Source organism: Vibrio sp. dhg (assembly GCF_003443775.1).
Classification (GTDB): Bacteria; Pseudomonadota; Gammaproteobacteria; order Enterobacterales; family Vibrionaceae; genus Vibrio; species Vibrio natriegens.
Genome location: NZ_CP028943.1, coordinates 2,893,498 through 2,918,809 on the forward strand (window position 1 = coordinate 2,893,498; position 25,312 = coordinate 2,918,809).

Annotated in this window: 10 protein-coding genes, 3 tRNA genes, 4 rRNA genes, 1 pseudogene and 1 riboswitch; of the genes and pseudogenes, 7 read left to right on the forward strand and 11 right to left on the reverse strand. The window is 46.2% G+C overall.

What is annotated here, in order from left to right; genetic code table 11:
- Positions 1-2: 2 nt before the first annotated feature.
- Both csrD and DBX26_RS13480 read right to left on the reverse strand, forming a co-directional pair.
- A complete protein-coding gene (gene csrD, locus DBX26_RS13475) occupies positions 3-2,012 on the reverse strand; it encodes an RNase E specificity factor CsrD (protein ID WP_065297434.1) in 2,010 nt (669 codons plus the stop codon).
- Positions 2,013-2,249: 237 nt separating this feature from the next.
- Entirely contained in the window at positions 2,250-2,789 is a 540-nt protein-coding gene (locus tag DBX26_RS13480) for a single-stranded DNA-binding protein (protein WP_014233117.1), read from the reverse strand.
- Positions 2,790-3,066: 277 nt separating this feature from the next.
- Between DBX26_RS13480 and DBX26_RS13485 the strand changes: the two genes are divergently transcribed.
- The 4 genes from DBX26_RS13485 (at position 3,067) to DBX26_RS13500 (ending at position 9,580) form a co-directional block, all read left to right on the forward strand.
- Positions 3,067-3,711: a LuxR C-terminal-related transcriptional regulator gene (locus DBX26_RS13485; protein WP_118119476.1), complete on the forward strand. Its 645-nt coding sequence runs from the start codon at positions 3,067-3,069 to the stop codon at positions 3,709-3,711.
- Positions 3,712-3,890: 179 nt separating this feature from the next.
- Positions 3,891-4,763, forward strand: coding sequence for a UTP--glucose-1-phosphate uridylyltransferase GalU (galU, locus tag DBX26_RS13490; protein WP_014233119.1), 873 nt, complete (start codon positions 3,891-3,893; stop codon positions 4,761-4,763).
- A 148-nt stretch (positions 4,764-4,911) separates the two neighbouring features.
- Positions 4,912-7,734, forward strand: coding sequence for an excinuclease ABC subunit UvrA (uvrA, locus tag DBX26_RS13495; protein ID WP_118119478.1), 2,823 nt, complete (start codon positions 4,912-4,914; stop codon positions 7,732-7,734).
- A gap of 67 nt (positions 7,735-7,801) precedes the next feature.
- Positions 7,802-9,580, forward strand: coding sequence for a PglL family O-oligosaccharyltransferase (locus DBX26_RS13500; protein WP_118119480.1), 1,779 nt, complete (start codon positions 7,802-7,804; stop codon positions 9,578-9,580).
- 49 nt (positions 9,581-9,629) lie between these two features.
- Here the strand turns inward: DBX26_RS13500 and DBX26_RS13505 are convergent, their stop codons facing one another.
- A complete protein-coding gene (locus tag DBX26_RS13505; protein WP_065297439.1) occupies positions 9,630-10,751 on the reverse strand; it encodes an alanine--glyoxylate aminotransferase family protein in 1,122 nt (373 codons plus the stop codon).
- Between the two features lie 227 nt (positions 10,752-10,978).
- Positions 10,979-11,157, forward strand: a riboswitch (Lysine riboswitch).
- A 99-nt stretch (positions 11,158-11,256) separates the two neighbouring features.
- Here DBX26_RS13505 and lysC point away from each other — a divergent pair.
- On the forward strand, positions 11,257-12,609 hold the full coding sequence (gene lysC, locus DBX26_RS13515; protein ID WP_065302936.1) for a lysine-sensitive aspartokinase 3: 1,353 nt from the start codon (positions 11,257-11,259) through the stop codon (positions 12,607-12,609).
- A gap of 63 nt (positions 12,610-12,672) precedes the next feature.
- Here lysC and metH read toward each other — a convergent pair whose 3' ends face one another.
- Positions 12,673-16,353 carry a methionine synthase gene (gene metH / locus DBX26_RS13520; protein WP_065297440.1) on the reverse strand — a complete coding sequence of 1,227 codons (3,681 nt, stop codon included), beginning with the start codon at positions 16,351-16,353 and terminating at the stop codon, positions 12,673-12,675.
- Between the two features lie 192 nt (positions 16,354-16,545).
- Between metH and DBX26_RS13525 the strand changes: the two genes are divergently transcribed.
- Both DBX26_RS13525 and DBX26_RS25495 read left to right on the forward strand, forming a co-directional pair.
- Entirely contained in the window at positions 16,546-17,904 is a 1,359-nt protein-coding gene (locus DBX26_RS13525; RefSeq protein ID WP_024372849.1) for a sodium:proton antiporter, read from the forward strand.
- Between the two features lie 255 nt (positions 17,905-18,159).
- A pseudogene (locus DBX26_RS25495) lies at positions 18,160-19,195 on the forward strand (IS630 family transposase).
- 302 nt (positions 19,196-19,497) lie between these two features.
- On the opposite strand, the gene DBX26_RS13550 reads toward DBX26_RS25495, so the two are convergent.
- From DBX26_RS13550 to rrf (DBX26_RS13580), 7 genes are all read right to left on the reverse strand, one after another.
- A tRNA-Asp gene (locus DBX26_RS13550) sits at positions 19,498-19,574 on the reverse strand.
- A gap of 43 nt (positions 19,575-19,617) precedes the next feature.
- Positions 19,618-19,733 (reverse strand): 5S ribosomal RNA (gene rrf / locus DBX26_RS13555).
- Between the two features lie 93 nt (positions 19,734-19,826).
- Positions 19,827-22,717 (reverse strand): 23S ribosomal RNA (locus tag DBX26_RS13560).
- A gap of 275 nt (positions 22,718-22,992) precedes the next feature.
- A tRNA-Ala gene (locus DBX26_RS13565) sits at positions 22,993-23,068 on the reverse strand.
- A 45-nt stretch (positions 23,069-23,113) separates the two neighbouring features.
- A tRNA-Ile gene (locus DBX26_RS13570) sits at positions 23,114-23,190 on the reverse strand.
- Positions 23,191-23,255: 65 nt separating this feature from the next.
- Positions 23,256-24,808: ribosomal RNA gene (locus DBX26_RS13575) — 16S ribosomal RNA — on the reverse strand.
- Between the two features lie 318 nt (positions 24,809-25,126).
- Positions 25,127-25,243 (reverse strand): 5S ribosomal RNA (gene rrf / locus DBX26_RS13580).
- The 16S, 23S and 5S rRNA genes sit together here with 3 tRNA genes alongside, the layout of an rRNA operon.
- Positions 25,244-25,312 lie beyond the last annotated feature (69 nt).

Consider the following 25,312-nt stretch of genomic DNA (forward strand, 5'->3'; position numbering starts at 1 on the left):
CTTTATTTTTTACGCCAGCGATTTCGTCTCCCTGGCTTAACTTGGGATTCTGACCGAGTGGGCTGCATCTTTTGCGGACGGGGAAGGAATTGTCGCTCTGTAGCGAAATAGCGACCTTGACCACCGTATACACCTAACTCAAGTAAAGTATTTAATTCATTCCGGTTCTCAATACCCACTGCCACAATTTTAGTTTTACTGTTTGCGGCAGCACCTAACATACTGCGAATAAAAAGCTGGTTTTCATGCCGCTGATCTATCTTGGTCACCAAGCTACGATGAAGCTTAAGGTAACGAATGTCGACCTCTTTCAAATAATGGCTACTGACGATAGTTCGCCCAGCTTGCCCAATCATTAGCTGGCATCCTAAACCTGCCAGCATTTTAGCCACTGGGCGCATAAAGTCTAAGTGTCTTACAAATTGTGCTTCCACAAACTCAAAATTGAGACACTTTCTTTGCTCACGTGACAACTGTAGCAATTCATAACGAAACCATTTGAAATATTCTCGATTAGCAAATGGGACTACAGTCAAACTCAGTGCATATGATTTTGAGTGGTCAAAATTATCCTTAAAACTTCTTAAGAATTTATTAACCACAGCCTTATCCATTTGAGTTTCGTAACCGACCTGTCTAACGGCTGAGATAAATCTGGACGCTTTCACAATGCCGTTTTCCGGGTCTTGAAGGCGGCAGGTTAACGCTTCATACAGCGGTTTTTTATGTGATGAATCATTCATTACAAAAACCGGCTGTGCATACAGTAGCACATTTTCTGGGGTCAGCGCTTTATCAAACAAAGTACGCCATCTAACACTTCCCCGAACTTCCTCATCGTGATTCCACTTTTTGAAGCGACTCCAGTTGTTGTTATTTTGTAGCTGTGCGCTGCGTAATGCAGTTTCTGCTTCATCTATAATCTGGCTATGACGCTCACCTTCTTTAAACATTGTGATACCAATGTGACACCAGTTATCTGGTTCCAATGGTTCTGGTGGCGTCAATTTCTCAAGCTGACGAATACATTGTGAAGCAAGGTTTGCTACCCCTTTTGCATCCTGATGAGGCAAAAACAACGCAAAGTCAGAGTCGTAATAGCGCGAAAAAACCACGTCAGGGTAACGCTGAACCAGGTTAGATAGCAGGCTGCCTACCTCAACGATAAAATCATCGGTAACTTGCTTATCTTGTTCCTCTTCAGCTAACTTCCAGTCATGAAGACGTACAAGCATCACTGCGCCACGCGCACCACTTTCTAATAAAGAGGATTCCAACTTACTGTCGAACAGCACTCGATTCGCCGTTCCTGTTAACTTGTCTAAAAAGGTCTGCGTTCGAATGAAAGTATCGAACCTACTGCGCTCCTGACGTGCATCTTGTAACTCTTCAATGAGCACATCGAGCGCTTCACTGGCGGTATAAGGCCACTCGGATTTATCACCTTTCGCGTATTGCTCAACACGGCCGGCCAAAATCATTCGGCCACGCTCCTCCAGCATTTCTGAACCAGCTAACTGCTCTTTTAACCAAGCGACGCCACGCATCAGACAAAAAATGATCAAAATCACCGCCAGAGTGATCGACCACAATGCCTGCATTGAATAGCCGTAACCTAAGTAAGGAGGTATCGCCTTAAAATAGATCACATAGTCCTGGTTGTGAGTAAGCGGATACTCTTTTTCAAACAAGACCGACGCGTCCATCTTATGGGACGTGTCTTTAAACCGATATACGACCGCATCATTGGTCGTCAACGTCATTTCAACAATGTTGCTGGCCTGCAGCATTTTGGGCATCCAGCGCTGCATGGAATATGCCGCATCCGGATCTTCCATCTCCTTGTCGACCACCTCAACGATCCCTTCTAAATAATGGGTAAGATATTCTTGCCCAAGCCGTTTAAAAGAGAGGGTGCCGCCGACAAATAAGATAAACATTGCGCATATCACGATCATAGTGACGAAAGCCACCAGCCGCGTGCTTAGTTTAAGAGTTGGGGTATACCTCATGAACACCGAATTCCTTTTCTATTCACCATATACCTTATTGAAATACTTATACTTGATCGATATTTAATAAACAATCTGATTAGTTTGATTGTGAGAGGCATACTGTTTTTACCGCCATAGTTTAGTTAGCGGCAAACAATGTCATCACTTGAGAACATCTCATACTATTCAGTATGGGACACAGATAATAAAAAAGCCGCGATATTCGCGGCCCTTGAAATTTCAGTGCAATTAAGATTAAAACGGAATATCGTCGTCAAAATCCATTGGTGGCTCATTGTACTGCTGCTGAGGCTGCTGTGGAGCAGATTGCTTTGGAGCTTGTTGCTGAGGCGCATTGTATTGCGGCTGAGCTGGTTGCTGAGGCTGACCCCAACCACCTTGCTGAGGTGCCTGGCCACCCATAGCAGGAGCGCCACCTTGAGCGCGACCACCCAGCATTTGCATTACGCCATTGAAGCCCTGAACTACAACTTCAGTTGAGTAACGGTCTTGACCACTCTGATCTTGCCATTTACGCGTTTGAAGTTGTCCTTCAACGTAAACTTGTGAGCCTTTACGTAGGTATTCGCCAGCAACTTCCGCAAGTTTGCCAAACAGCACAACTCGGTGCCACTCAGTTTTTTCGCGCTGTTCGCCAGTCGCTTTATCACGCCATGAATCAGAGGTTGCAATAGTAATGTTTGCTACTGCACCGCCATTCGGCATGTAACGAATTTCAGGGTCGTTACCTAGGTTCCCCACCAAAATAACTTTGTTAATTCCACGGCTGGCCATGATGTGCTCCGTTTGACTCTGGGTAGTTAAAATTTTAGCGCATTAGAATAGCACGCTTTACTGGATTGATTAAAGTCTAATACGATAGTGTTCTATCTAGTTATTATCTAGAACCAAAATCTCTATACAACCAGCACATGTAGCATTTTTAATTCACGTTGCAGACATCGCAGCGTGAAGCTTTGAATCTGAACGCATTTATTCACCAAGCGTATAGCGCAGACGTTTCTTTGATGCCAACGTACAACCTTCACTGAAGATTGGGAGATTTGACATCATGAAAAAATCAGCTTACGCCAGAAAGCTATTTCTGATCAGTATGGAAGAGAATGTGCCCCAAAAGGTAGCGGCACTGGAGAAGTACATCGAGATCGGTATCCCAGTGATCTCGACGGATGCTTTAATGGAAGCAAAGCCGAAACATCGTAATAAAATCTTACTCATCGATTTCAGTGAACATAAATCGCTTGTTCAGTCGATTAAGAATTTGCCACTGGTGTGGAAAAACTTTGAAACAGTGATTTTTAATGTCCCAAAACGCCTGACTACGGATGAGCTGCTCTCTTTCGGCCAGCTTAAAGGCGTATTCTATGCCGACGAATCGCTTGAACGAATTGGGGAAGGATTAAAAGGCATCATTAATGGCCAAAACTGGTTACCTCGCAATGTGTCCAGCCAGCTGCTTCACTACTACCGCAATGTGATCAATACCCATACCGCACCCGCGACCGTAGATCTTACCATTCGGGAATTACAAGTGTTGCGCTGTCTTCAAAATGGGGCATCCAATAGCCGAATGGCAGAAGAGTTATTTGTGAGCGAGTTTACGATTAAGTCTCACCTGTACCAGATTTTTAAAAAGCTCTCGGTGAAAAACCGCGTACAAGCGATTGCTTGGGCTGATCAGAATCTGATGTCTTAATTAACGTAACCTCCCGTTAACTAAGTTAATGCGGTTCTAACACTTAGTTTGATCCGCTCATTCTTTTTCCGGCCCCTGCCTCACAATTTTTCCTACTTTATTCATGATTAAGACATAACACTCGTGTTAAAGTTATGCGCAAATTCTTGAAGATAATGACGAGAAAGGAAATTCCCCCAATGATTAAAAAATGTCTGTTCCCTGCTGCAGGCTATGGTACGCGCTTCTTACCAGCGACCAAGTCAATGCCAAAAGAGATGATGCCGGTAGTGAACAAGCCACTGATTGAATATGGCGTTGAAGAAGCGATCCAAGCTGGTATGAACGGCATGTGTATTGTGACTGGTCGTGGCAAACACTCAATCATGGATCACTTTGATAAAAACTACGAACTCGAGCACCAAATCAGCGGCACTAACAAAGAAGAGCTGTTGGTAGACATTCGTGAAATCATTGAGTCAGCTAACTTTACCTACATCCGTCAACGAGAGATGAAAGGTCTGGGACACGCGATCCTGACTGGTCGTGAGCTGGTTGGTGATGAACCTTTTGCTGTTGTTTTAGCTGATGACCTTTGTGTCAATGAAGACGAAGGCGTTCTGGCTCAAATGGTCGCGCTTTTCAAACAGTTCCGCTGCTCTATTGTTGCGGTGCAGGAAGTCCCAGTAGAAGAAACCCACAAATACGGCGTTATCTCAGGTGAGATGATCAAAGATGATATCTTCCGTGTGGATGACATGGTTGAAAAACCAGAGAAAGGCACAGCGCCAAGTAACCTGGCCATCATTGGCCGTTACATCCTGACTCCTGACATTTTCGAGTTAATTGAAAACACAGAGCCAGGAAAAGGTGGTGAAATTCAGATTACTGATGCCCTACTAAAGCAAGCGAAAGCTGGCTGCGTACTCGCGTACAAATTCAAAGGTAAGCGATTTGATTGTGGTAGCGTAGAAGGTTACATCGAAGCAACGAATTACTGTTTCGAAAACCTGTACCTAAAAGACGAGAAGAAGTCTGAGCTAGGCAAACACGCGACTCAACGAGAAGCATAAGCTTTTCAAACTTATCACTTATTCTCACATGATTAAGCCCAGCTCAAATGCTGGGCTTTTGTTTACTGTTTTTTTGTCCAGTATTCCTTTGCACATTTCTCACACTATGTAATACTTGCCCAACTTGGTTATACATAGAGCAAATACGATGGATAAAATAGAAGTTCGCGGTGCCCGAACCCATAACCTTAAAAATATCAACCTGACTATCCCTCGCGATAAACTGACGGTTATTACTGGATTAAGTGGCTCCGGTAAGTCTTCCCTCGCTTTCGACACCTTATATGCGGAAGGTCAACGACGTTATGTTGAGTCTCTTTCGGCTTATGCGCGTCAGTTTTTGTCTCTTATGGAAAAGCCCGATGTCGATCATATTGAAGGCTTGTCACCAGCTATTTCTATCGAACAGAAGTCGACGTCTCATAACCCACGCTCAACCGTAGGTACGATTACCGAGGTCTATGACTACTTACGCCTGCTTTACGCCCGTGTCGGTGAACCTCGCTGTCCGACTCACCACACACCTCTTGCTGCCCAAACCATCAGCCAAATGGTGGATAAAGTATTGGAATTGCCTGAAGGCAGTAAAATGATGCTACTGGCACCCATCGTTAAAGAGCGTAAAGGCGAGCACGTAAAGACGTTAGAAAACCTAGCAGCACAGGGATTTATCCGTGCTCGTATTGACGGTGAAACTTGCGATCTTTCCGATCCTCCAACACTTGAATTACACAAAAAACACACGATCGAAGTCGTCGTCGATCGTTTTAAAGTTCGTCCGGATCTGCAACAACGTTTAGCTGAATCTTTCGAGACCACACTGGAGTTGTCTGGCGGTATTGCTGTTGTCGCGCCAATGGATGGTGACGGTGAAGAAATTATCTTCTCTGCAAACTTTGCTTGTCCTAAATGTGGCTACAGCATGCAGGAATTAGAGCCTCGCCTATTCTCATTCAATAACCCTGCGGGAGCTTGTGGTACCTGTGATGGTTTGGGTGTGCAGCAATATTTTGATCCAAGCCGAGTTATACAGGATGATTCATTGAGTCTGGCACAAGGTGCTATCCGTGGCTGGGATCAAAAGAACTATTACTACTTCCAGATGCTCACCTCAATTGCGGATCACTATGGCTTTGATCTTCATGCTCCGTTTAATTCTCTGCCGAAGAAAACGCAAGAGATCATATTAAAGGGTTCTGGCCGCACGGAAATTGAGTTTAAGTACATCAATGATCGTGGTGATATTCGAGTTAAACGTCATCCATTTGAAGGCATTCTGAACACGCTCGAGCGTCGTTATCGAGACACGGAGTCCAACTCTGTTCGTGAAGAATTAGCTAAATATATCTCGACTAAATCTTGTTCAAGTTGTGGCGGTACACGTCTGCGTCTTGAAGCGCGTAATGTGTTTATTGCCGACACCACACTCCCAGAGATTGTAGAACTGAGCATTGCGGATGCGCTGAGCTTCTTCCAAACGCTTAAACTGGAAGGTCAGCGTGCACAGATTGCTGAAAAGGTCATGAAAGAAATTAATGACCGCCTGCAATTTTTGGTGAATGTGGGGCTAAATTACCTCAACTTATCTCGCAGTGCTGAAACCCTGTCTGGCGGTGAGGCACAGCGTATTCGCTTAGCAAGCCAAATTGGTGCGGGCTTAGTTGGGGTAATGTATGTACTTGATGAGCCATCGATTGGCCTCCACCAGCGAGATAATGAACGTCTGCTAAAAACACTGACTCACCTGCGCGATCTGGGTAATACTGTTTTAGTTGTGGAACACGATGAAGATGCCATTCGCTGTGCTGACCATGTAATCGATATCGGCCCTGGCGCTGGCGTTCATGGTGGCAACGTCGTAGCAGAAGGCACAATGGCAGAGATCATCGCGAATCCTAACTCACTAACGGGTCAGTATCTGAGTGGTGTAAAAGAGATTGCCGTACCGAAAGAGCGTACACCTCGCGATCCTAAAAAAACCGTCGAGCTTATCGGTGCAACGGGTAATAACCTGAAAAACGTTAACTTGTCAGTGCCAGTGGGTTTGTTTAGTTGTATTACTGGCGTTTCTGGTTCCGGTAAATCAACGCTGATTAATGATACTTTCTTCAAGATTGCTCATACGCAACTCAATGGTGCCACGACTGCACATCCATCGCCTTATAAATCGATAAAAGGTCTGGAACACTTTGATAAAGTCATCGACATCGATCAAAGTCCAATTGGTCGTACACCTCGTTCTAACCCTGCTACGTACACTGGCATTTTTACTCCAATTCGCGAATTGTTTGCCGGTACGCAAGAATCACGTTCACGCGGATACAAGCCAGGGCGCTTTAGTTTTAACGTTCGAGGCGGTCGTTGTGAGGCATGTCAGGGCGATGGCGTAATCAAAGTCGAAATGCACTTCCTGCCGGATGTCTATGTTCCTTGTGATGTGTGTAAGGGCAAGCGCTACAACCGTGAAACCTTAGAAGTTCGCTACAAAGGCAAAACGATTGATGAAGTGTTGGAGATGACGGTAGAAGACGCGCGCAAATTTTTTGAACCCGTACCTGTCATTGCACGTAAACTGCAAACATTAATGGATGTAGGCCTGTCTTATATTCGCCTTGGTCAAGCGGCAACAACCCTGTCCGGCGGTGAAGCACAACGCGTAAAATTGGCCAGAGAGCTATCAAAGCGCGATACTGGCAAAACGCTCTACATTCTGGATGAGCCAACGACAGGTCTGCACTTCCATGACATCCAGCAGTTATTATCGGTACTGCACCGTCTGCGTGATCACGGCAACACAGTCGTGGTCATTGAGCACAACCTGGACGTAATCAAAACGGCCGACTGGGTTATCGATCTCGGCCCTGAAGGAGGCCAAGGCGGTGGTGAGATCATTGCTCAAGGAACGCCAGAAGATGTGTCCTTGATCGAAGGTTCACACACGGCTCGCTTCCTTAGCCCTATGTTGAAATAGAAAAAACAGGTAAAGTACAAAGACCAGCCATTGCTGGTCTTTTTTCATTCAAAACAACGCAATGTCTATGGCAACTATACATGTAAGTGGAACAAGGCTTTCTCCGGGAAAAACTCAGGTTCCTCTCAATCGCAAGTTTCTCCTCTCTTTGGCAGTACTGTTTGTGCTGGCGATGCACTTTTTTATGCCAAATCCAGGTGGTTCAGGGTTGGCTTTATCCTTCAATGCGACATCTTGGATAGCGTTTAGCTTTGCGTTAGGGATTGGTTGCTATCAAATTGCCCGTAATCAGGCATTAAGATATTCAAAATTAACTATCGGGTTATTTATCAGTGTCATCATTATGACCATCCCGATTTTTTACCCAAACGCAAACAGTCACTTAGCTGCGAATAAACTCATTGGCCTGTGGAGTGGTTTACTGTTTTTCGTTGTACTTCAGCAATTCCATTTCAGCAATAAGCATCGTCAACGAATCTTGTGGTTTATCGTGTTAGCGGTGGTGATAGAGGCTATTTTCGGTCTGACGCAATATCTCTACTTAAAACCAGATAATCCTTTCGGATACAACACCGTAGCTAACCGTCCATACGGTATCTTTCAACAACCCAATGTCATGGCTAGCTTTCTAGCAACTGGCTTAGTCATTGCCAGTTACTTACTGGCGCGTCAGCCATACAAGTACGATCGTAAGCTCAGTGATGTCTACTTACTTTATGCGGTACCCGTTTTAACCATCCCTTTGATCGTTGCGCTTGCTTCACGAACAGGTTGGCTGGCTTCTCTGTTTGCGGTCCTTCTGATTATCCCGTACATGTACCGCTACAATACCAAGCGGCGCTTTACGCATTGGGTGATTTCACTCGCAGCCGGACTGTTGTTATCAGTAGTGGTCATGCAAATCGCTTTCCCACAAGGTAACGGGTTAGCCGCCGAGAAAGTCAACATGGAATCGGCTCGCGCTTACACTTTCCCGCAAACGGTAGATATGGTGATAGAAAAACCGTTCACCGGCTATGGTTACGGAAAGTTTGAGTCGGAGTACATGATTTATACCGCTCGCCAACATGCGTTAAATGAGAAATATCCTGCCGGATTGCCTGCAATGGATCACCCGCACAATGAATTATTGTACTGGGCCGTAGAAGGTGGATTACTGCCAATTATAGGTATCTTCTTGGCCATGACATTAGTGCTGCACAGAATCTATCAGGCCAAACGCGGGACACGTTTAGCCTTACTGGCATTGTTTATACCCATTGTTCTCCACTCGCAGCTCGAATACCCGTTTTATCACTCGTTAGTGCATTGGGTAATCTTTATCATTTTAATATATTGGGTGGATCAGCGAGTTGCGCGTTATCGCCAAGGCGGCTTTACAAAAATCACGAAAAGCTTGCTGCGCATCGTAAGCTTGGCTCTGCCTGCTGTGTTTACGTTCTACATGGTGAGTGCCTTACATACCAACTACATACTAACGAAATTTGAAACCACACGCCCGACACACCCAGACATTCTTAATCAAGTCAGCAACCCTGTGGTTTGGAAAGATAGATTCGACTGGGATGTGTACAGCACCTTTCTAACTATCGGGTTACAAACACAAGACCCAAGCTTGATTCAGCCTTATATCGATTGGTCACTAAATATCATTAAAGATAAGCCACGCCCGGCCTTCTATAACAATTTGATCCTGGCTTACCAAGGGCTCGACGATGGAAGTAAAGCCGAGCAAATTCGTGCAGAGGCGCAGTTCTTATTTCCTCGGGTAGATTTCAGTAAAGTAAATTACCAACCACCATCACAAGCTCAATCTGCTTCACCGAAGCAGTCAGACGAGCAGTAAATAAACGAAAAAAGCGAAGGATTACCTTCGCTTTTTACTTCAGATGTCACTACTCTGTCAGCGACTCTTCCAGCGCTTTCAAACATAGCGCAACGTTTTCTGGACGAGCTGCGTAGCCCATCAAGCCGATACGCCACGCTTTGCCTGCCAAGGCACCAAGACCTGCACCAATTTCCAGATTATAGGTTTCCAGTAAGTGAGCTCGAACCTTCGCTTCATCAATGCCTTCCGGTACATAAATAGCATTTAATTGAGGTAGGCGATGCGCTTCTTCAACAACAAACTCAAAACCGAGCTTTTGTAGACCTTCTTTTAGTTTTTCATGCATCAATTGGTGACGAGCCCAAGCATTTTCCAAACCTTCATTTTGCAGAATCAATAGCGCTTCATGCAAAGCATACAGGCTATTCACTGGCGCGGTATGATGGTAACTACGCTTACCCTCTCCACTCCAGTAACCAAGCACTAAGCTTTGATCAAGGAACCAGCTTTGTACTGGTGTTGTTCTCGATTGAATCTTATCAATGGCAGCCTGAGAGAATGTCACCGGAGACAAGCCAGGTACGCACGACAAACATTTTTGGCTACCTGAGTACACCGCATCCAGTTGCCATTCATCTACTTTTAACGGTACCCCACCTAATGACGTAACTGCGTCGACAATAGAGAGCGCATTGTGTTGCTTGGCTAACTTACCCAAAGCTTGAGCGTCGCTGACTGCACCTGTCGATGTTTCCGCGTGAACAAATGCTAAAATCTTTGTGTCAGGATGCTGCTGCAGTGCTTGTTCGACTTTATCGACAGAGACTGGCGCGCCCCACTCGTCATCAACCAAGACAACTTCACCACCAGCACGAACAACGTTTTCACGCATGCGCTCACCAAAAACACCATTTCGGCATACGATAACTTTGTCACCTTTCTCGATAAGGTTAACAAAGCATGCCTCCATACCAGCACTACCTGGAGCAGAAACGGCAATGGTAAAGTCGTTTTCTGTCTGGAACGCGTACTTCAGCAGTTGTTTCAGCTCATCCATCATTGCGATAAACAGAGGGTCTAAGTGACCAACTGTTGGGCGGCTAAGCGCTTGCAGCACTTGCGGATAGATATCTGAAGGACCTGGTCCCATTAGGATACGGTGAGGGGGAATAAAGCTTTGGATCGGCATGTGAGCTCCTTGTTTGACGTTACTTAACCCGAGCGCGGACAATAGTTTTTAGAATTTTGAATAAGTCTCGGGCATCAAAGAACTCACACTAATGGATTTTATAGTGCTCGGCAATTAGCCGTAGGTATTGAGTTCAAACCACTGTCACAATTTCACTAATAAAAAATCTTGGAATAGTTGAAATATTCATTGACTTTGTGACGCCAAAACCGTTCAATGTTTGAGCTTTATGTGGAAGAGGAGCACTACCCAGGTAGATAATTTGTGGAACCGCAATTCCAATACGAATTATTCAGGGGGAGTAGTGCCGAGGTAAGTCAAATTTGCAGGGTTTGACTTGTCGGTTGACGTGGGTTGAGTCCCATCAACTGTCATCAGCATTGTCTGATGAAGAGCTTCTGAGGGTACATATTTCAAATATCATTCTAAATACCTCTCTTTTTGCTCTGTTCCTTTCCTCACTAAATATCGGATATATTAGTTTAAGAAGTCGTGGGAGAACTCAGTGAGCGCATTTAACGTAGCAAAATTCGGTGGAACCAGTGTTGCCAATTTCGAGGCAATGAGCCGTTGTGCCGCCATTATTGAAAACAATCCAAATACTCGCCTTGTCGTTAGCAGCGCTTGCTCTGGTGTAACGAACCTATTGGTAGAACTGGCCAATGGTGTTCAGGATCAGGAACAGCGTGCCGAGTTGCTACGTAAGCTAGCAGAAATTCATGATGACATCCTTGGTCAGCTAAGAGATGCAGCAGAAGCAAGCGCAGAGGTTTACGCTATCCTTGATACGGTAACTAGCCTTGCAGAAGCGGCTTCTATCCAAGCTAGCTCTAAACTGACAGACCATTTAGTTGCGTGTGGTGAGTTAATGTCGACGCACATTTTGGCTCAACTGATGAGAGAGCGTGGTATCAATGCGGTGCGTTTTGATATTCGTGATGTGCTAAGAACCGACGATAACTTCGGACGTGCCGAGCCAAATGTCGAAGCGATTTCTCAGCTAGCTCAAGAGAAGTTAGTCCCTCTATGCCAGGAGTCAGTAGTCATCACTCAAGGCTTCATCGGCTCAGACGAAGAAGGCAACACAACCACATTAGGTCGTGGTGGCAGTGACTACAGTGCTGCACTGATTGCTGAAGGTGTTAAAGCTTCTGGCTTAGAAATCTGGACTGATGTTCCGGGCATCTACACAACAGACCCACGTATTGCGCCAAAAGCGTCTCCAATTCCTGAGATCAGCTTTAGCGAAGCGTCAGAAATGGCAAACTTTGGTGCTAAGATCCTCCACCCTTCTACACTCGTTCCTGCTTTGCGCCACGACATTCCAGTGTTTGTTGGCTCTTCTAAAGATCCAGAAGCAGGTGGCACATGGATTCGTCACCAAGTAGAAAGCTCGCCGCTATACCGAGCTCTTGCATTGCGTTGCAACCAAACCATGGTCACTCTACGTAGTGCAAGCATGTTCCATGCATACGGCTTCCTGGCTAAAGTGTTCGAGATTCTGGCTAAACACAAAATTTCAGTAGACCTGATTACCACTTCAGAAATCAGTGTTTCGTTAACTCTAGACCAAACAGACACCTCTGGTGGTGCACCACAACTACCTCAAGCCGTAAGAGAAGAGCTAGAAGAATTGTGTAAAGTGGAAGTAGAGCACGACCTATGCTTGGTGGCTCTTATCGGAAACAACATGAGCGGTAGCAAAGGATACGCCAAACAAGTATTCGGTACATTAGAAGACTTTAACCTGCGTATGATTTGCTACGGTGCGAGCCCGCATAACTTGTGCTTCCTACTGCACAAGTCAGAATCGCAACAGGCGATTCAAAAACTGCATGCTGAGCTATTTGAAAAATAAACGCTGTTCATCTCACAATATAAAAAGGGCTGCCTGATGGCAGCCCTTTCTTTTTCCGTTGGATTAGCCGTTAATATTCGGACCTAACCATTTTTCTGCTTCAAGCCTGTCCCAACCTTTACGTTCAGCATAGCTTTCTAACTGATCTTCCTGGATCTGCGCGATCGCAAAGTAGCGAGAATCCGGATGAGAGAAGTACCAACCAGACACTGAGGCACCAGGGTACATGGCATAGCTAGACGTCAAAGACATACCGATATTCTCTTCTACGTTCAAAAGATCCCATAGCGGTCCTTTTTCCGTATGCTCTGGACATGCTGGGTAGCCAGGCGCAGGTCGAATACCTTGGTATTTTTCACGGATTAGCTCATCGTTAGATAAATTCTCATCTTCAGCATAACCCCAGATTTCTTTACGAACACGCTCATGCAGGTATTCAGCAAAAGCTTCTGCCAGACGATCGGCCACCGCTTGGATCATAATGGCATTATAATCATCGCCCTTAGCCTTATACTCATCCGCAAGTTCACGCTCGCCAATACCACCAGTGACCGCAAACGCGCCAATCCAGTCGTGCTTACCCGAGTCTTTTGGTGCGACATAATCAGACAGGCAGTAGTTAAAGCCTTTTGGTTTCTCAGTTTGCTGTCGAAGGTTACACAGGACTTTCGCGACTTCTGTACGCGATTCATCAGTGTACACTTCAATATCGTCACCCACACTCGCGGCAGGGAACAAGCCACACATGCCTCGCGCCTGCATCAGGCCTTCGCTTTCAACGCGATCAAGTAGCTCATTCGCATCATGGAACAAACGCTTCGCTTCTTCACCCACTTCTTCGTGATCGAAAATGGTCGGGTATTTTCCAACCAAAGACCAGGTCATAAAGAACGGGGTCCAGTCGATGTACTTACGTAAGGTCGCGACATCAAAATCGTCAAAAATATGAATGCCCGACTGCTTTGGTGCTGGAGGTGTATACGCCTCCCAGTCAATTGCCACTTTGTTTGCGCGAGCTTCTTCCAGAGTAACTGGCTTGGTTCGTGGCTTTTTACGGTTGTGTTGATCACGAACACGCTCGTAATCGGCATTTAATTTTTCGACGAAATCAGGACGACGTTCATCAGACAATAGTGACGTACAAACACCTACGGCACGTGAAGCATTGTTGACGTAAACGACCGGATGTTTGTAGTTCTGTTCAATTTTAACCGCAGTATGTGCTTTCGACGTTGTCGCGCCACCAATCAGCAATGGCAGATCAAAGTCAAGACGCTCCATCTCTTTAGCTACATGAACCATCTCATCTAATGATGGTGTAATCAGACCCGACAGACCGATAATATCGACGTTCTCTTCTTTGGCGACTTTTAGGATCTTTTCACATGGCACCATAACGCCAAGGTCAATGATCTCGTAGTTATTACACTGCAGTACAACACCAACGATATTTTTACCGATATCGTGTACATCGCCTTTTACCGTTGCGAGTAAGATCTTACCGTTGGTCTGACCGACCTGCTTCTCAGCGTCGATAAATGGTTCTAAATGGGCAACCGCCTGCTTCATTACACGCGCTGATTTTACTACCTGAGGAAGGAACATCTTACCTTCACCAAACAAGTCACCGACGACGTTCATACCATCCATCAATGGGCCTTCGATGACCTCTAATGGTTTAGAAGCATTAACACGAGCTTCTTCAGTGTCTTCAACGATAAACTCGGTAATGCCTTTAACTAGAGCATGTTCTAAACGCTTTTCGACCGGCCAAGTTCTCCACTCCAGTGCAGAGGCATCTTCCTCTTTACCCACACCTTTATCGGCGTATTCTGAAGCGATATCCAAAAGCCTTTCGGTAGCATCGTTACGACGGTTAAGCACGACGTCTTCTACCGCTTCGCGCAGCTTTTCAGGCACGTTATCGTAGATCTCCAGCTGACCAGCGTTAACGATACCCATATCCATACCGTTTTTGAAACAGTGGTAAAGGAACACAGCATGAATCGCTTCACGAACGTAGTTATTGCCACGGAAAGAGAACGAAACGTTAGATACACCACCAGATATCATCGCATGTGGCAGGTCACGTTTGATGTCGCCAACAGCTTCGATAAAATCGACAGCGTAGTTGTTGTGCTCATCGATACCTGTTGCAACCGCAAAAATATTTGGGTCAAAGATAATATCTTCTGGTGGGAAGCCAACTTCATCAACCAAGATACGGTAAGCATTGGTACAAATTTCAATTTTGCGCTCACGGGTATCTGCTTGTCCGACTTCATCGAATGCCATCACGATAACAGCGGCGCCATAGCGGCGAATCAGTTTCGCCTGCTCGACAAACTTCTCTTTACCTTCTTTTAGAGAAATCGAGTTCACGATACCTTTACCCTGAATACATTTCAGGCCGGCTTCGATGACTTCCCACTTTGAAGAGTCAACCATGATAGGCACTTTGGAGATTTCAGGCTCAGAAGCGCAAAGGTTCAAGAAGCGAACCATACATGCTTCTGCATCCAGCATGCCTTCATCCATGTTGATATCGATGATTTGCGCGCCGTTTTCGACTTGCTGACGAGCAACATCGAGCGCTTCATCATATAACTCTTCTTTGATTAAGCGCTTAAAGCGAGCTGAACCCGTTACGTTAGTACGTTCACCAACGTTGATAAACAAGGATTCTTTCTCGATGGTCAGTGGCTCCAGGCCAGATAAACGACATGCGACCTGAAGCTCTGGTAACTGACGAGGAGTAACCTGATTAACCGCTTCTGCCATTTGGCGGATATGTTCAGGCGTTGTACCACAACAGCCGCCAATCAAGTTCAAGAATCCACTTTCGGCCCACTCTTTAACATGCTTCGCCATATCTTCAGGAGACAAGTCATATTCGCCGAATGCATTTGGCAACCCGGCATTGGGGTGAGCAGACACAAAAGATTCAGAAATACGTGAAAGTTCTTCGACATATGGGCGCAGTTCATCAGGGCCAAGCGCACAGTTTAAGCCAAATGAGATAGGCCTCACGTGGCGTAATGAATTGTAAAAGGCTTCCGTCGTTTGACCTGATAAGGTTCGGCCAGAGGCATCAGTAATGGTGCCAGAAATCATCACAGGAAGCTCGATACCAAGCTCTTCAAATACTGAATCCACAGCGAATGCACACGCTTTAGCATTCAAGGTATCAAATATTGTTTCGATAAGAATTAAGTCTGAACCACCTTTGATTAAGGCTCGAGTAGATTCAGAGTAAGCTTCGACCAATTCATCAAAACTCACATTGCGGTAACCAGGATCGTTTACATCCGGAGAGATAGAACACGTGCGGTTTGTAGGGCCCAGAACACCTGCTACATAGCGTGGCTTTTCCGGTGTTTTAGCCGTCCATTCATCCGCCACCTCACGAGCTAACTTCGCAGCTGCAAAGTTGATCTCCTCACTTAGGCTTTCCATATCGTAGTCAGCCATAGCGATAGTGGTCGCATTAAAGGTGTTGGTTTCTAAGATATCAGCACCAGCTTCGAGGTAAGCGCTGTGTATTTCTTTGATCAATTGAGGCTGACTAAGTACCAACAAGTCGTTGTTACCCTTTAGATCACTGTGCCAGTCCGCAAAGCGTTCTCCTCGATAATCGTGCTCTTCAAGTTTGTATCCCTGAATCATGGTGCCCATACCACCATCAATCAGAAGAATACGTTGCTTCAATTGAGCTTCAATCTGTTGTCTTACATTAGTTCCCACAGTACAGCCTCATTCCTTTCGTTATGCTGTCATCCTATCACACAAACTTCAGGAGTCTAGACGTCTAAATACAGATTTCATGATTATTTTATCGACCTCTTCTCTTATCAAATAATCACGAAAAAATGTTTGCTATTTAAGCAGCATCAGCCGAGAATTCCATTCATAAAATGTTACAAACAGAGTGTTCTAATGTCGGTCTATCATACTTTATGCTTTCTCTCCGCTGCTGCGATGCTAATAGCCTTTGTAAACAGCAAAATAGGAAAGATGCAAACCACCATCGCCATTACCGCAGGTTCAATGGTACTTTCTCTCCTCATCCTAATTGCTGGTCAAAATAACTGGTTCCATCTCACAGAGATAGCGACAGAAACAGTAACCAGAATCAACTTCGAAGACTTCTTGCTCAAAGGTATCCTTGGATTTTTGCTATTTGCAGGCGGCTTAGGTATTAAACTACCTAACCTCAAAGATCAGAAGTGGGAGATCACAGTATTAGCACTCGCAGCCACTCTGTTTTCGACATTCTTCATCGGTTTTGCTCTATATGGAATCTGCTTACTGATCGGAATTAAGTTTGACTTAATTTACTGCCTACTATTCGGTTCATTGATCTCCCCAACTGACCCGATAGCCGTTCTCGCCATTGTGAAAAAATTAGATGCTCCAAAACGCATCTCGACACAAATTGAAGGTGAGTCATTGTTCAATGACGGCTTCGGTCTGGTTATTTTTGTCACCTTATTTACCATCGCATTTGGCACTGAAGCACCTACCGTAGGCAGCGTCACTATGCTCTTTATCCAGGAAGCGATTGGGGGGATCTTTTATGGTTTCCTACTTGGCTTGCTGTTCCACTACTTAATTAGTGCGACCAATGACCACTCAATGGAGTTGCTACTTACTATTGGTGTGCCAACTGCAGGCTATGCTTTCGCAGAATACCTTCACGTTTCAGGCCCATTAGCGATGGTTGTCTCTGGGATTATGATTGGCAACTGGACACGCTTTATCGGCTTCTCTAAAGAGAGTGAAGACCACCTCGACCACTTCTGGGAATTAGTCGATGAGTTTCTAAATGGCGTTCTGTTCCTTTTAATCGGTATGTCGATGCTGCTGTTCAAATTCCACCAAGAAGACTGGATCATGATGGCTATTGCTGTGCCTCTAGTACTAGCATCGCGTTACCTTAGTGTATTTTTCTCATACATTGGCTTTAAGCGATACAGAACATATAACCGTTGGTCAGTAAAAATCCTGACCTGGGGTGGCCTGCGTGGCGGTTTAGCGCTTGCAATGGCACTTTCTATCCCTTCAGGAATATGGGTCGTACAAGACAAGTTGATCGACGTAAAAGAGATCATCCTGGTAATGACTTACGCCGTTGTTGTGTTCTCTATTTTGATTCAAGGCTCAACCATTACACCAATGATTGAAAAAGCCAAAGAAGAAGAAAAGAAGATGGAGGAAGAGCGTAACGCTTTAGCCGCCTCCGAAACCAAAGAGCATAGCGTAGTGCAAGAGCCGAAAGAGCAGCTTGAATCTTAGAGTCTTACATCACTAAAAAGCAGCCATATGGCTGCTTTTTTTATAAAGGGATATTCACCACAAACTCTTAAACATCATTCACCTAAAACCGCACTCAGCAACATTTATATTCACCAGAACTAAACCCAATAGAACACGCTCTTGACGACAAAATGAATCAGCAACCGACGTTTTTATAGCTGGGCAGATATAATTGCTCAATACCAATCTAAATATGATCTAATTGAGGCCATCCAACAATAGAACTGATTCGCTATGGATAGCCTCAATAATATCGACTTTAAAAAACTCGCAAGTCAGCAGAAATCCATCCAGATGAAAATGAAACTGCTGGCCCTCGCTCATTTCAAAGATGGGCACTCTCGCACACAAATCGCCAAGTTTCTCAAGGTAAGCCGAACCAGTGTCAACAAGTGGGTTCAGACCTTTCTTGAAGAAGGGCTGGAAGGACTGCAAGAAAAGCCAAGAATAGGAAGACCACCATTCTTAACTTCCGAGCAAAAAGAGCAATTGAGCCAATACATAAAAGATAAAGCCAATGATACACAAGGCGGACGACTGACTGGTGCCGACATCCACGCTTATATCGTGAAAGAATTTGGCCAGCACTACCAGCCTGATTCTATCTATTACCTGCTCGACCACATGGGCTTTTCATGGATAACTTCCCGATCAAAACACCCCAAACAATCTCAGCAAACACAAGACGATTTTAAAAAAATTCAAAATCGAAACGATCCTTAAGATCCCAGGACATATAGCTTTAGAGTGTGTCGATGTCTGGTTTCAGGACGAAGCCAGATTTGGGCAACAAAACACGACCACACGTTTATGGGCTGAAAAAGGAACTCGCCCAAGAGCCGTGAAGCAGCAACAATTTGAGTATGCCTATCTGTTCGGTTCCGTCTGTCCCAGCAAAGGAATTGGTGAGGCTATCGTTGTCCCTTAGGTTAATAAAGACATCATGATAGAGCACTTAAAACAAATATCGGCAGTCACTGAGAAGGGACGTCACGCCGTCGTTGTTATGGATGGAGCAGGATGGCATACAGAAGACATTACCAATGACTTTAAGAATGTCAGTGTCATCAAACTTCCACCCTATTCTCCAGAGCTAAACCCTATCGAACAAGTATGGAGTTGGTTGAGGCAACGCTATCTAGCCAACCAATCTTTTACTGATTACGACGATATCATCTCCAAAGTCTGCGATGCATGGAATCGTTTTTTGGATAGCGCCAAAAGAGTCACCAAAATGTGCTCGAGAAGATGGATAGACCTGACCAATTAATTTTCCAGATTGGTATTAGAAGAAAGACTGCTTGTTTTTAGCAAGGTTTCTTAAACGGTCAAGTGGCTAGGCATGCGTACAACTGGATTCGCACATAAGCCTGACTCGATTTCCCTAAAAGGGAGTTATGTGCCATAAACGACAAAAGCCTAGTCTTTCGACTAGGCTTTCTAATAAGTGGCGGAGTGGCTGGGGTCGCAGACGACGGGCAAACCTTTTGCGGGACTCATTGGTCGAATGACCAACTTAACTCAGCATAAAAACTAAAAGACCCTAGCATTTCTGCTAGGGTCTCAAATAAGTGGCGGAGTGGACGGGACTCGAACCCGCGACCCCCGGCGTGACAGGCCGGTATTCTAACCAACTGAACTACCACTCCGCAGTGGTATCATCCGCTTTAAAGCGAACGTCCAAAATTTAAAGCCTGGCGATGTCCTACTCTCACATGGGGAAACCCCACACTACCATCGGCGCTATTTCGTTTCACTTCTGAGTTCGGAATGGAATCAGGTGGGTCCAAAACGCTATGGTCGCCAAGCAAATTCTTTAATTCGGAAAGCTGTTTTTTAATTCTCGTTATTACACATTCAATGTTCTTACATTGAGTCCATCAAAACCCCTTGGGTGTTGTATGGTTAAGCCTCACGGGCAATTAGTACAGGTTAGCTCAACGCCTCACAACGCTTACACACCCTGCCTATCAACGTCGTAGTCTACGACAACCCTTTAGGATACTTAAAGTATCAGGGAGAACTCATCTCAAGGCTCGCTTCCCGCTTAGATGCTTTCAGCGGTTATCGATCCCGAACTTAGCTACCGGGCAATGCGTCTGGCGACACAACCCGAACACCAGAGGTTCGTCCACTCCGGTCCTCTCGTACTAGGAGCAGCCCCTTTCAATTCTCCAACGCCCACGGCAGATAGGGACCGAACTGTCTCACGACGTTCTAAACCCAGCTCGCGTACCACTTTAAATGGCGAACAGCCATACCCTTGGGACCGACTTCAGCCCCAGGATGTGATGAGCCGACATCGAGGTGCCAAACACCGCCGTCGATATGAACTCTTGGGCGGTATCAGCCTGTTATCCCCGGAGTACCTTTTATCCGTTGAGCGATGGCCCTTCCATTCAGAACCACCGGATCACTATGACCTGCTTTCGCACCTGCTCGAATTGTCATTCTCGCAGTCAAGCGGGCTTATGCCATTGCACTAACCTCACGATGTCCAACCGTGATTAGCCCACCTTCGTGCTCCTCCGTTACGCTTTGGGAGGAGACCGCCCCAGTCAAACTACCCACCAGGCACTGTCCGCAACCCCGATAAGGGGTCGACGTTAGAACATCAACACTACAAGGGTGGTATTTCAAGGACGGCTCCACGAATACTGGCGTACTCGTTTCAAAGCCTCCCACCTATCCTACACATGTAGGGTCAATGTTCAGTGCCAAGCTGTAGTAAAGGTTCACGGGGTCTTTCCGTCTAGCCGCGGGTACACTGCATCTTCACAGCGATTTCAATTTCACTGAGTCTCGGGTGGAGACAGCGTGGCCATCATTACGCCATTCGTGCAGGTCGGAACTTACCCGACAAGGAATTTCGCTACCTTAGGACCGTTATAGTTACGGCCGCCGTTTACCGGGGCTTCGATCAAGAGCTTCGACCGAAGTCTAACCCCATCAATTAACCTTCCGGCACCGGGCAGGCGTCACACCGTATACGTCATCTTACGATTTTGCACAGTGCTGTGTTTTTAATAAACAGTTGCAGCCACCTGGTATCTGCGACTCTCAATAGCTCCATCCGCGAGGGACTTCACCGTCGAGAGCGTACCTTCTCCCGAAGTTACGGTACCATTTTGCCTAGTTCCTTCACCCGAGTTCTCTCAAGCGCCTTGGTATTCTCTACCCGACCACCTGTGTCGGTTTGGGGTACGATTCCTTACAATCTGAAGCTTAGAGGCTTTTCCTGGAAGCATGGCATCAATGACTTCACTACCGTAGTAGCTCGACGTCGTGTCTCAGCCTTAAAGAGAGCCGGATTTACCTAACTCTCAAGCCTACGCACTTGAACCTGGACAACCGTCGCCAGGCCCACCTAGCCTTCTCCGTCCCCCCATCGCAATTGTAAGAAGTACGGGAATATTAACCCGTTTCCCATCGACTACGCCTTTCGGCCTCGCCTTAGGGGTCGACTTACCCTGCCCCGATTAACGTTGGACAGGAACCCTTGGTCTTCCGGCGAGGAGGTTTTTCACCCCCTTTATCGTTACTCATGTCAGCATTCGCACTTCTGATACGTCCAGCATGCGTTACCACACACCTTCAACCGCTTACAGAACGCTCCCCTACCCAATATACAAAAGTATATTGCCGCAGCTTCGGTTTACTACTTAGCCCCGTTACATCTTCCGCGCAGGCCGACTCGACCAGTGAGCTATTACGCTTTCTTTAAATGATGGCTGCTTCTAAGCCAACATCCTGGCTGTCTGAGCCTTCCCACATCGTTTCCCACTTAGTAGTAATTTGGGACCTTAGCTGGCGGTCTGGGTTGTTTCCCTCTCCACGACGGACGTTAGCACCCGCCGTGTGTCTCCCGGATAGTACTTACTGGTATTCGGAGTTTGCAAAGGGTTGGTAAGTCGGGATGACCCCCTAGCCTTAACAGTGCTCTACCCCCAGTAGTATTCGTCCGAGGCGCTACCTAAATAGCTTTCGGGGAGAACCAGCTATCTCCAGGTTTGATTGGCCTTTCACCCCTAGCCACAAGTCATCCGCTAATTTTTCAACATTAGTCGGTTCGGTCCTCCAGTTGATGTTACTCAACCTTCAACCTGCCCATGGCTAGATCACCTGGTTTCGGGTCTATATCCAGAGACTGAACGCCCAGTTAAGACTCGGTTTCCCTACGGCTCCCCTAGATGGTTAACCTTGCCACTGAATATAAGTCGCTGACCCATTATACAAAAGGTACGCAGTCACAGGACAAAGCCTGCTCCTACTGCTTGTACGTACACGGTTTCAGGTTCTATTTCACTCCCCTCACAGGGGTTCTTTTCGCCTTTCCCTCACGGTACTGGTTCACTATCGGTCAGTCAGTAGTATTTAGCCTTGGAGGATGGTCCCCCCATATTCAGACAGGATATCACGTGTCCCGCCCTACTCGATTTCACTGAACACACATCGTCAACTACGGGACTATCACCCTGTATCGTCGGCCTTTCCAGACCGTTCGTCTAACGCGTGTAAAGCTTAAGGGCTAGTCCAATTTCGCTCGCCGCTACTTTCGGAATCTCGGTTGATTTCTTTTCCTCGGGGTACTTAGATGTTTCAGTTCCCCCGGTTCGCCTCCTGTTGCTATGTATTCACAACAGGATACTTACTTATGTAAGTGGGTTTCCCCATTCGGAAATCCCAGACTCAAGTGGCTTTTACTGCCTAATCTGGGCTTATCGCAAGTTAATACGTCCTTCATCGCCTCTGACTGCCAAGGCATCCACCGTGTACGCTTAGTCACTTAACCATACAACCCGAAGGAGTTTCGAATTGAAGTTAAACAACCAAAGTTGCTGTCTCATTATTTGAATGAGCGAGACAGCTTTCGATTTTGCCGGACTCAAATTCCAAGAACACTTGAATGTGTTTTTAGTTGTATTCCATTAAGAATACTTTGAGAACTTTACAAATAATCTCCTATCTGTTTAAAGATAAGGATTATTTTGTCAGCTTTCCAAATTGTTAAAGAGCTAGATTCATTTAAGAACCATTTTTAAACACACTCGTAAGAATGCTTAAAGATGGTGGAGCTAAGCAGGATCGAACTGCTGACCTCCTGCGTGCAAGGCAGGCGCTCTCCCAGCTGAGCTATAGCCCCATCAAGGTGTGTCGATACTGTATGCCAATTCCTTGGGAAGGGAATTGGTGGGTCTGAGTGGACTCGAACCACCGACCTCTCGCTTATCAGGCGAACGCTCTAACCACCTGAGCTACAGACCCAGTATCGTCTCTTTTACATAAACCGTATCAATCTGTGTGGACACTCATCGTGAGTAATCATCGTATAAGGAGGTGATCCAGCGCCAGGTTCCCCTAGCGCTACCTTGTTACGACTTCACCCCAGTCATGAACCACAAAGTGGTAAGCGTCCCCCCGAAGGTTAAACTACCTACTTCTTTTGCAGCCCACTCCCATGGTGTGACGGGCGGTGTGTACAAGGCCCGGGAACGTATTCACCGTGGCATTCTGATCCACGATTACTAGCGATTCCGACTTCATGGAGTCGAGTTGCAGACTCCAATCCGGACTACGACGCACTTTTTGGGATTCGCTCACTTTCGCAAGTTGGCCGCCCTCTGTATGCGCCATTGTAGCACGTGTGTAGCCCTACTCGTAAGGGCCATGATGACTTGACGTCGTCCCCACCTTCCTCCGGTTTATCACCGGCAGTCTCCCTGGAGTTCCCGACATTACTCGCTGGCAAACAAGGATAAGGGTTGCGCTCGTTGCGGGACTTAACCCAACATTTCACAACACGAGCTGACGACAGCCATGCAGCACCTGTCTCAGAGTTCCCGAAGGCACCAATTCATCTCTGAAAAGTTCTCTGGATGTCAAGAGTAGGTAAGGTTCTTCGCGTTGCATCGAATTAAACCACATGCTCCACCGCTTGTGCGGGCCCCCGTCAATTCATTTGAGTTTTAATCTTGCGACCGTACTCCCCAGGCGGTCTACTTAACGCGTTAGCTCCGAAAGCCACGGCTCAAGGCCACAACCTCCAAGTAGACATCGTTTACGGCGTGGACTACCAGGGTATCTAATCCTGTTTGCTCCCCACGCTTTCGCATCTGAGTGTCAGTATCTGTCCAGGGGGCCGCCTTCGCCACCGGTATTCCTTCAGATCTCTACGCATTTCACCGCTACACCTGAAATTCTACCCCCCTCTACAGTACTCTAGTCTGCCAGTTTCAAATGCTATTCCGAGGTTGAGCCCCGGGCTTTCACATCTGACTTAACAAACCACCTGCATGCGCTTTACGCCCAGTAATTCCGATTAACGCTCGCACCCTCCGTATTACCGCGGCTGCTGGCACGGAGTTAGCCGGTGCTTCTTCTGTCGCTAACGTCAAATCTATACGCTATTAACGCATAAACCTTCCTCACGACTGAAAGTGCTTTACAACCCGAAGGCCTTCTTCACACACGCGGCATGGCTGCATCAGGCTTGCGCCCATTGTGCAATATTCCCCACTGCTGCCTCCCGTAGGAGTCTGGACCGTGTCTCAGTTCCAGTGTGGCTGATCATCCTCTCAGACCAGCTAGGGATCGTCGCCTTGGTGAGCCCTTACCTCACCAACTAGCTAATCCCACCTAGGCATATCCTGACGCGAGAGGCCCGAAGGTCCCCCTCTTTGGCCCGTAGGCATCATGCGGTATTAGCCATCGTTTCCAATGGTTATCCCCCACATCAGGGCAATTTCCTAGGCATTACTCACCCGTCCGCCGCTCGACGCCGTTAACGTCCCCCGAAGGTTCAGTTAACTCGTTTCCGCTCGACTTGCATGTGTTAGGCCTGCCGCCAGCGTTCAATCTGAGCCATGATCAAACTCTTCAATTTAAGATTTTGTTCGGCTCAATGAATACTGAACATTACATAAAGTAATGTTTGAATTGACTGTGCTGAATCCGAAGATTCAATGGTCACTTCGTATCATTGAAACCTAATTTGATACCGAGGTATCTAATTGGATTATCATCAACGAGTGCCCACACAGATTGATAGGTCTATATTGTTAAAGAGCTTGGCTTTCAGTGCCTTAGCACTTAAGCGAGGTGCGTATAATACGCTTTCCACTTTGAAAGTCAACATAAAATTCTAAAAAACTTTAGAACCTTATGGTGACTTGCTTAAATATTAAGCAAGTGCAAAATAAAAGCCTGGCGATGTTCTACTCTCACATGGGGAAACCCCACACTACCATCGACGCTATTTCGTTTCACTTCTGAGTTCGGAATGGAAGTCAGGTGGGTCCAAAACGCTATGGTCGCCAAGCAAATTCTTTAATTCGGAAAGCTGTTTTTTAATTCTCGTTATTACACATTCAATGTTCTTACATTGAGT

Bases quoted from the DNA above. Each gene is read 5' to 3' on its own strand.
- DBX26_RS13505 (WP_065297439.1), bottom strand. From the start codon at position 10,751: ATGCCGATCCAAAGCTTTATTCCCCCTCACCGTATCCTAATGGGACCA.
- uvrA (WP_118119478.1), top strand. From the start codon at position 4,912: ATGGATAAAATAGAAGTTCGCGGTGCCCGAACCCATAACCTTAAAAAT.
- galU (WP_014233119.1), top strand. From the start codon at position 3,891: ATGATTAAAAAATGTCTGTTCCCTGCTGCAGGCTATGGTACGCGCTTC.
- DBX26_RS13525 (WP_024372849.1), top strand. From the start codon at position 16,546: ATGTCGGTCTATCATACTTTATGCTTTCTCTCCGCTGCTGCGATGCTA.
- csrD (WP_065297434.1), bottom strand. From the start codon at position 2,012: ATGAGGTATACCCCAACTCTTAAACTAAGCACGCGGCTGGTGGCTTTC.
- DBX26_RS13485 (WP_118119476.1), top strand. From the start codon at position 3,067: ATGAAAAAATCAGCTTACGCCAGAAAGCTATTTCTGATCAGTATGGAA.
- DBX26_RS13480 (WP_014233117.1), bottom strand. From the start codon at position 2,789: ATGGCCAGCCGTGGAATTAACAAAGTTATTTTGGTGGGGAACCTAGGT.
- DBX26_RS13500 (WP_118119480.1), top strand. From the start codon at position 7,802: ATGGCAACTATACATGTAAGTGGAACAAGGCTTTCTCCGGGAAAAACT.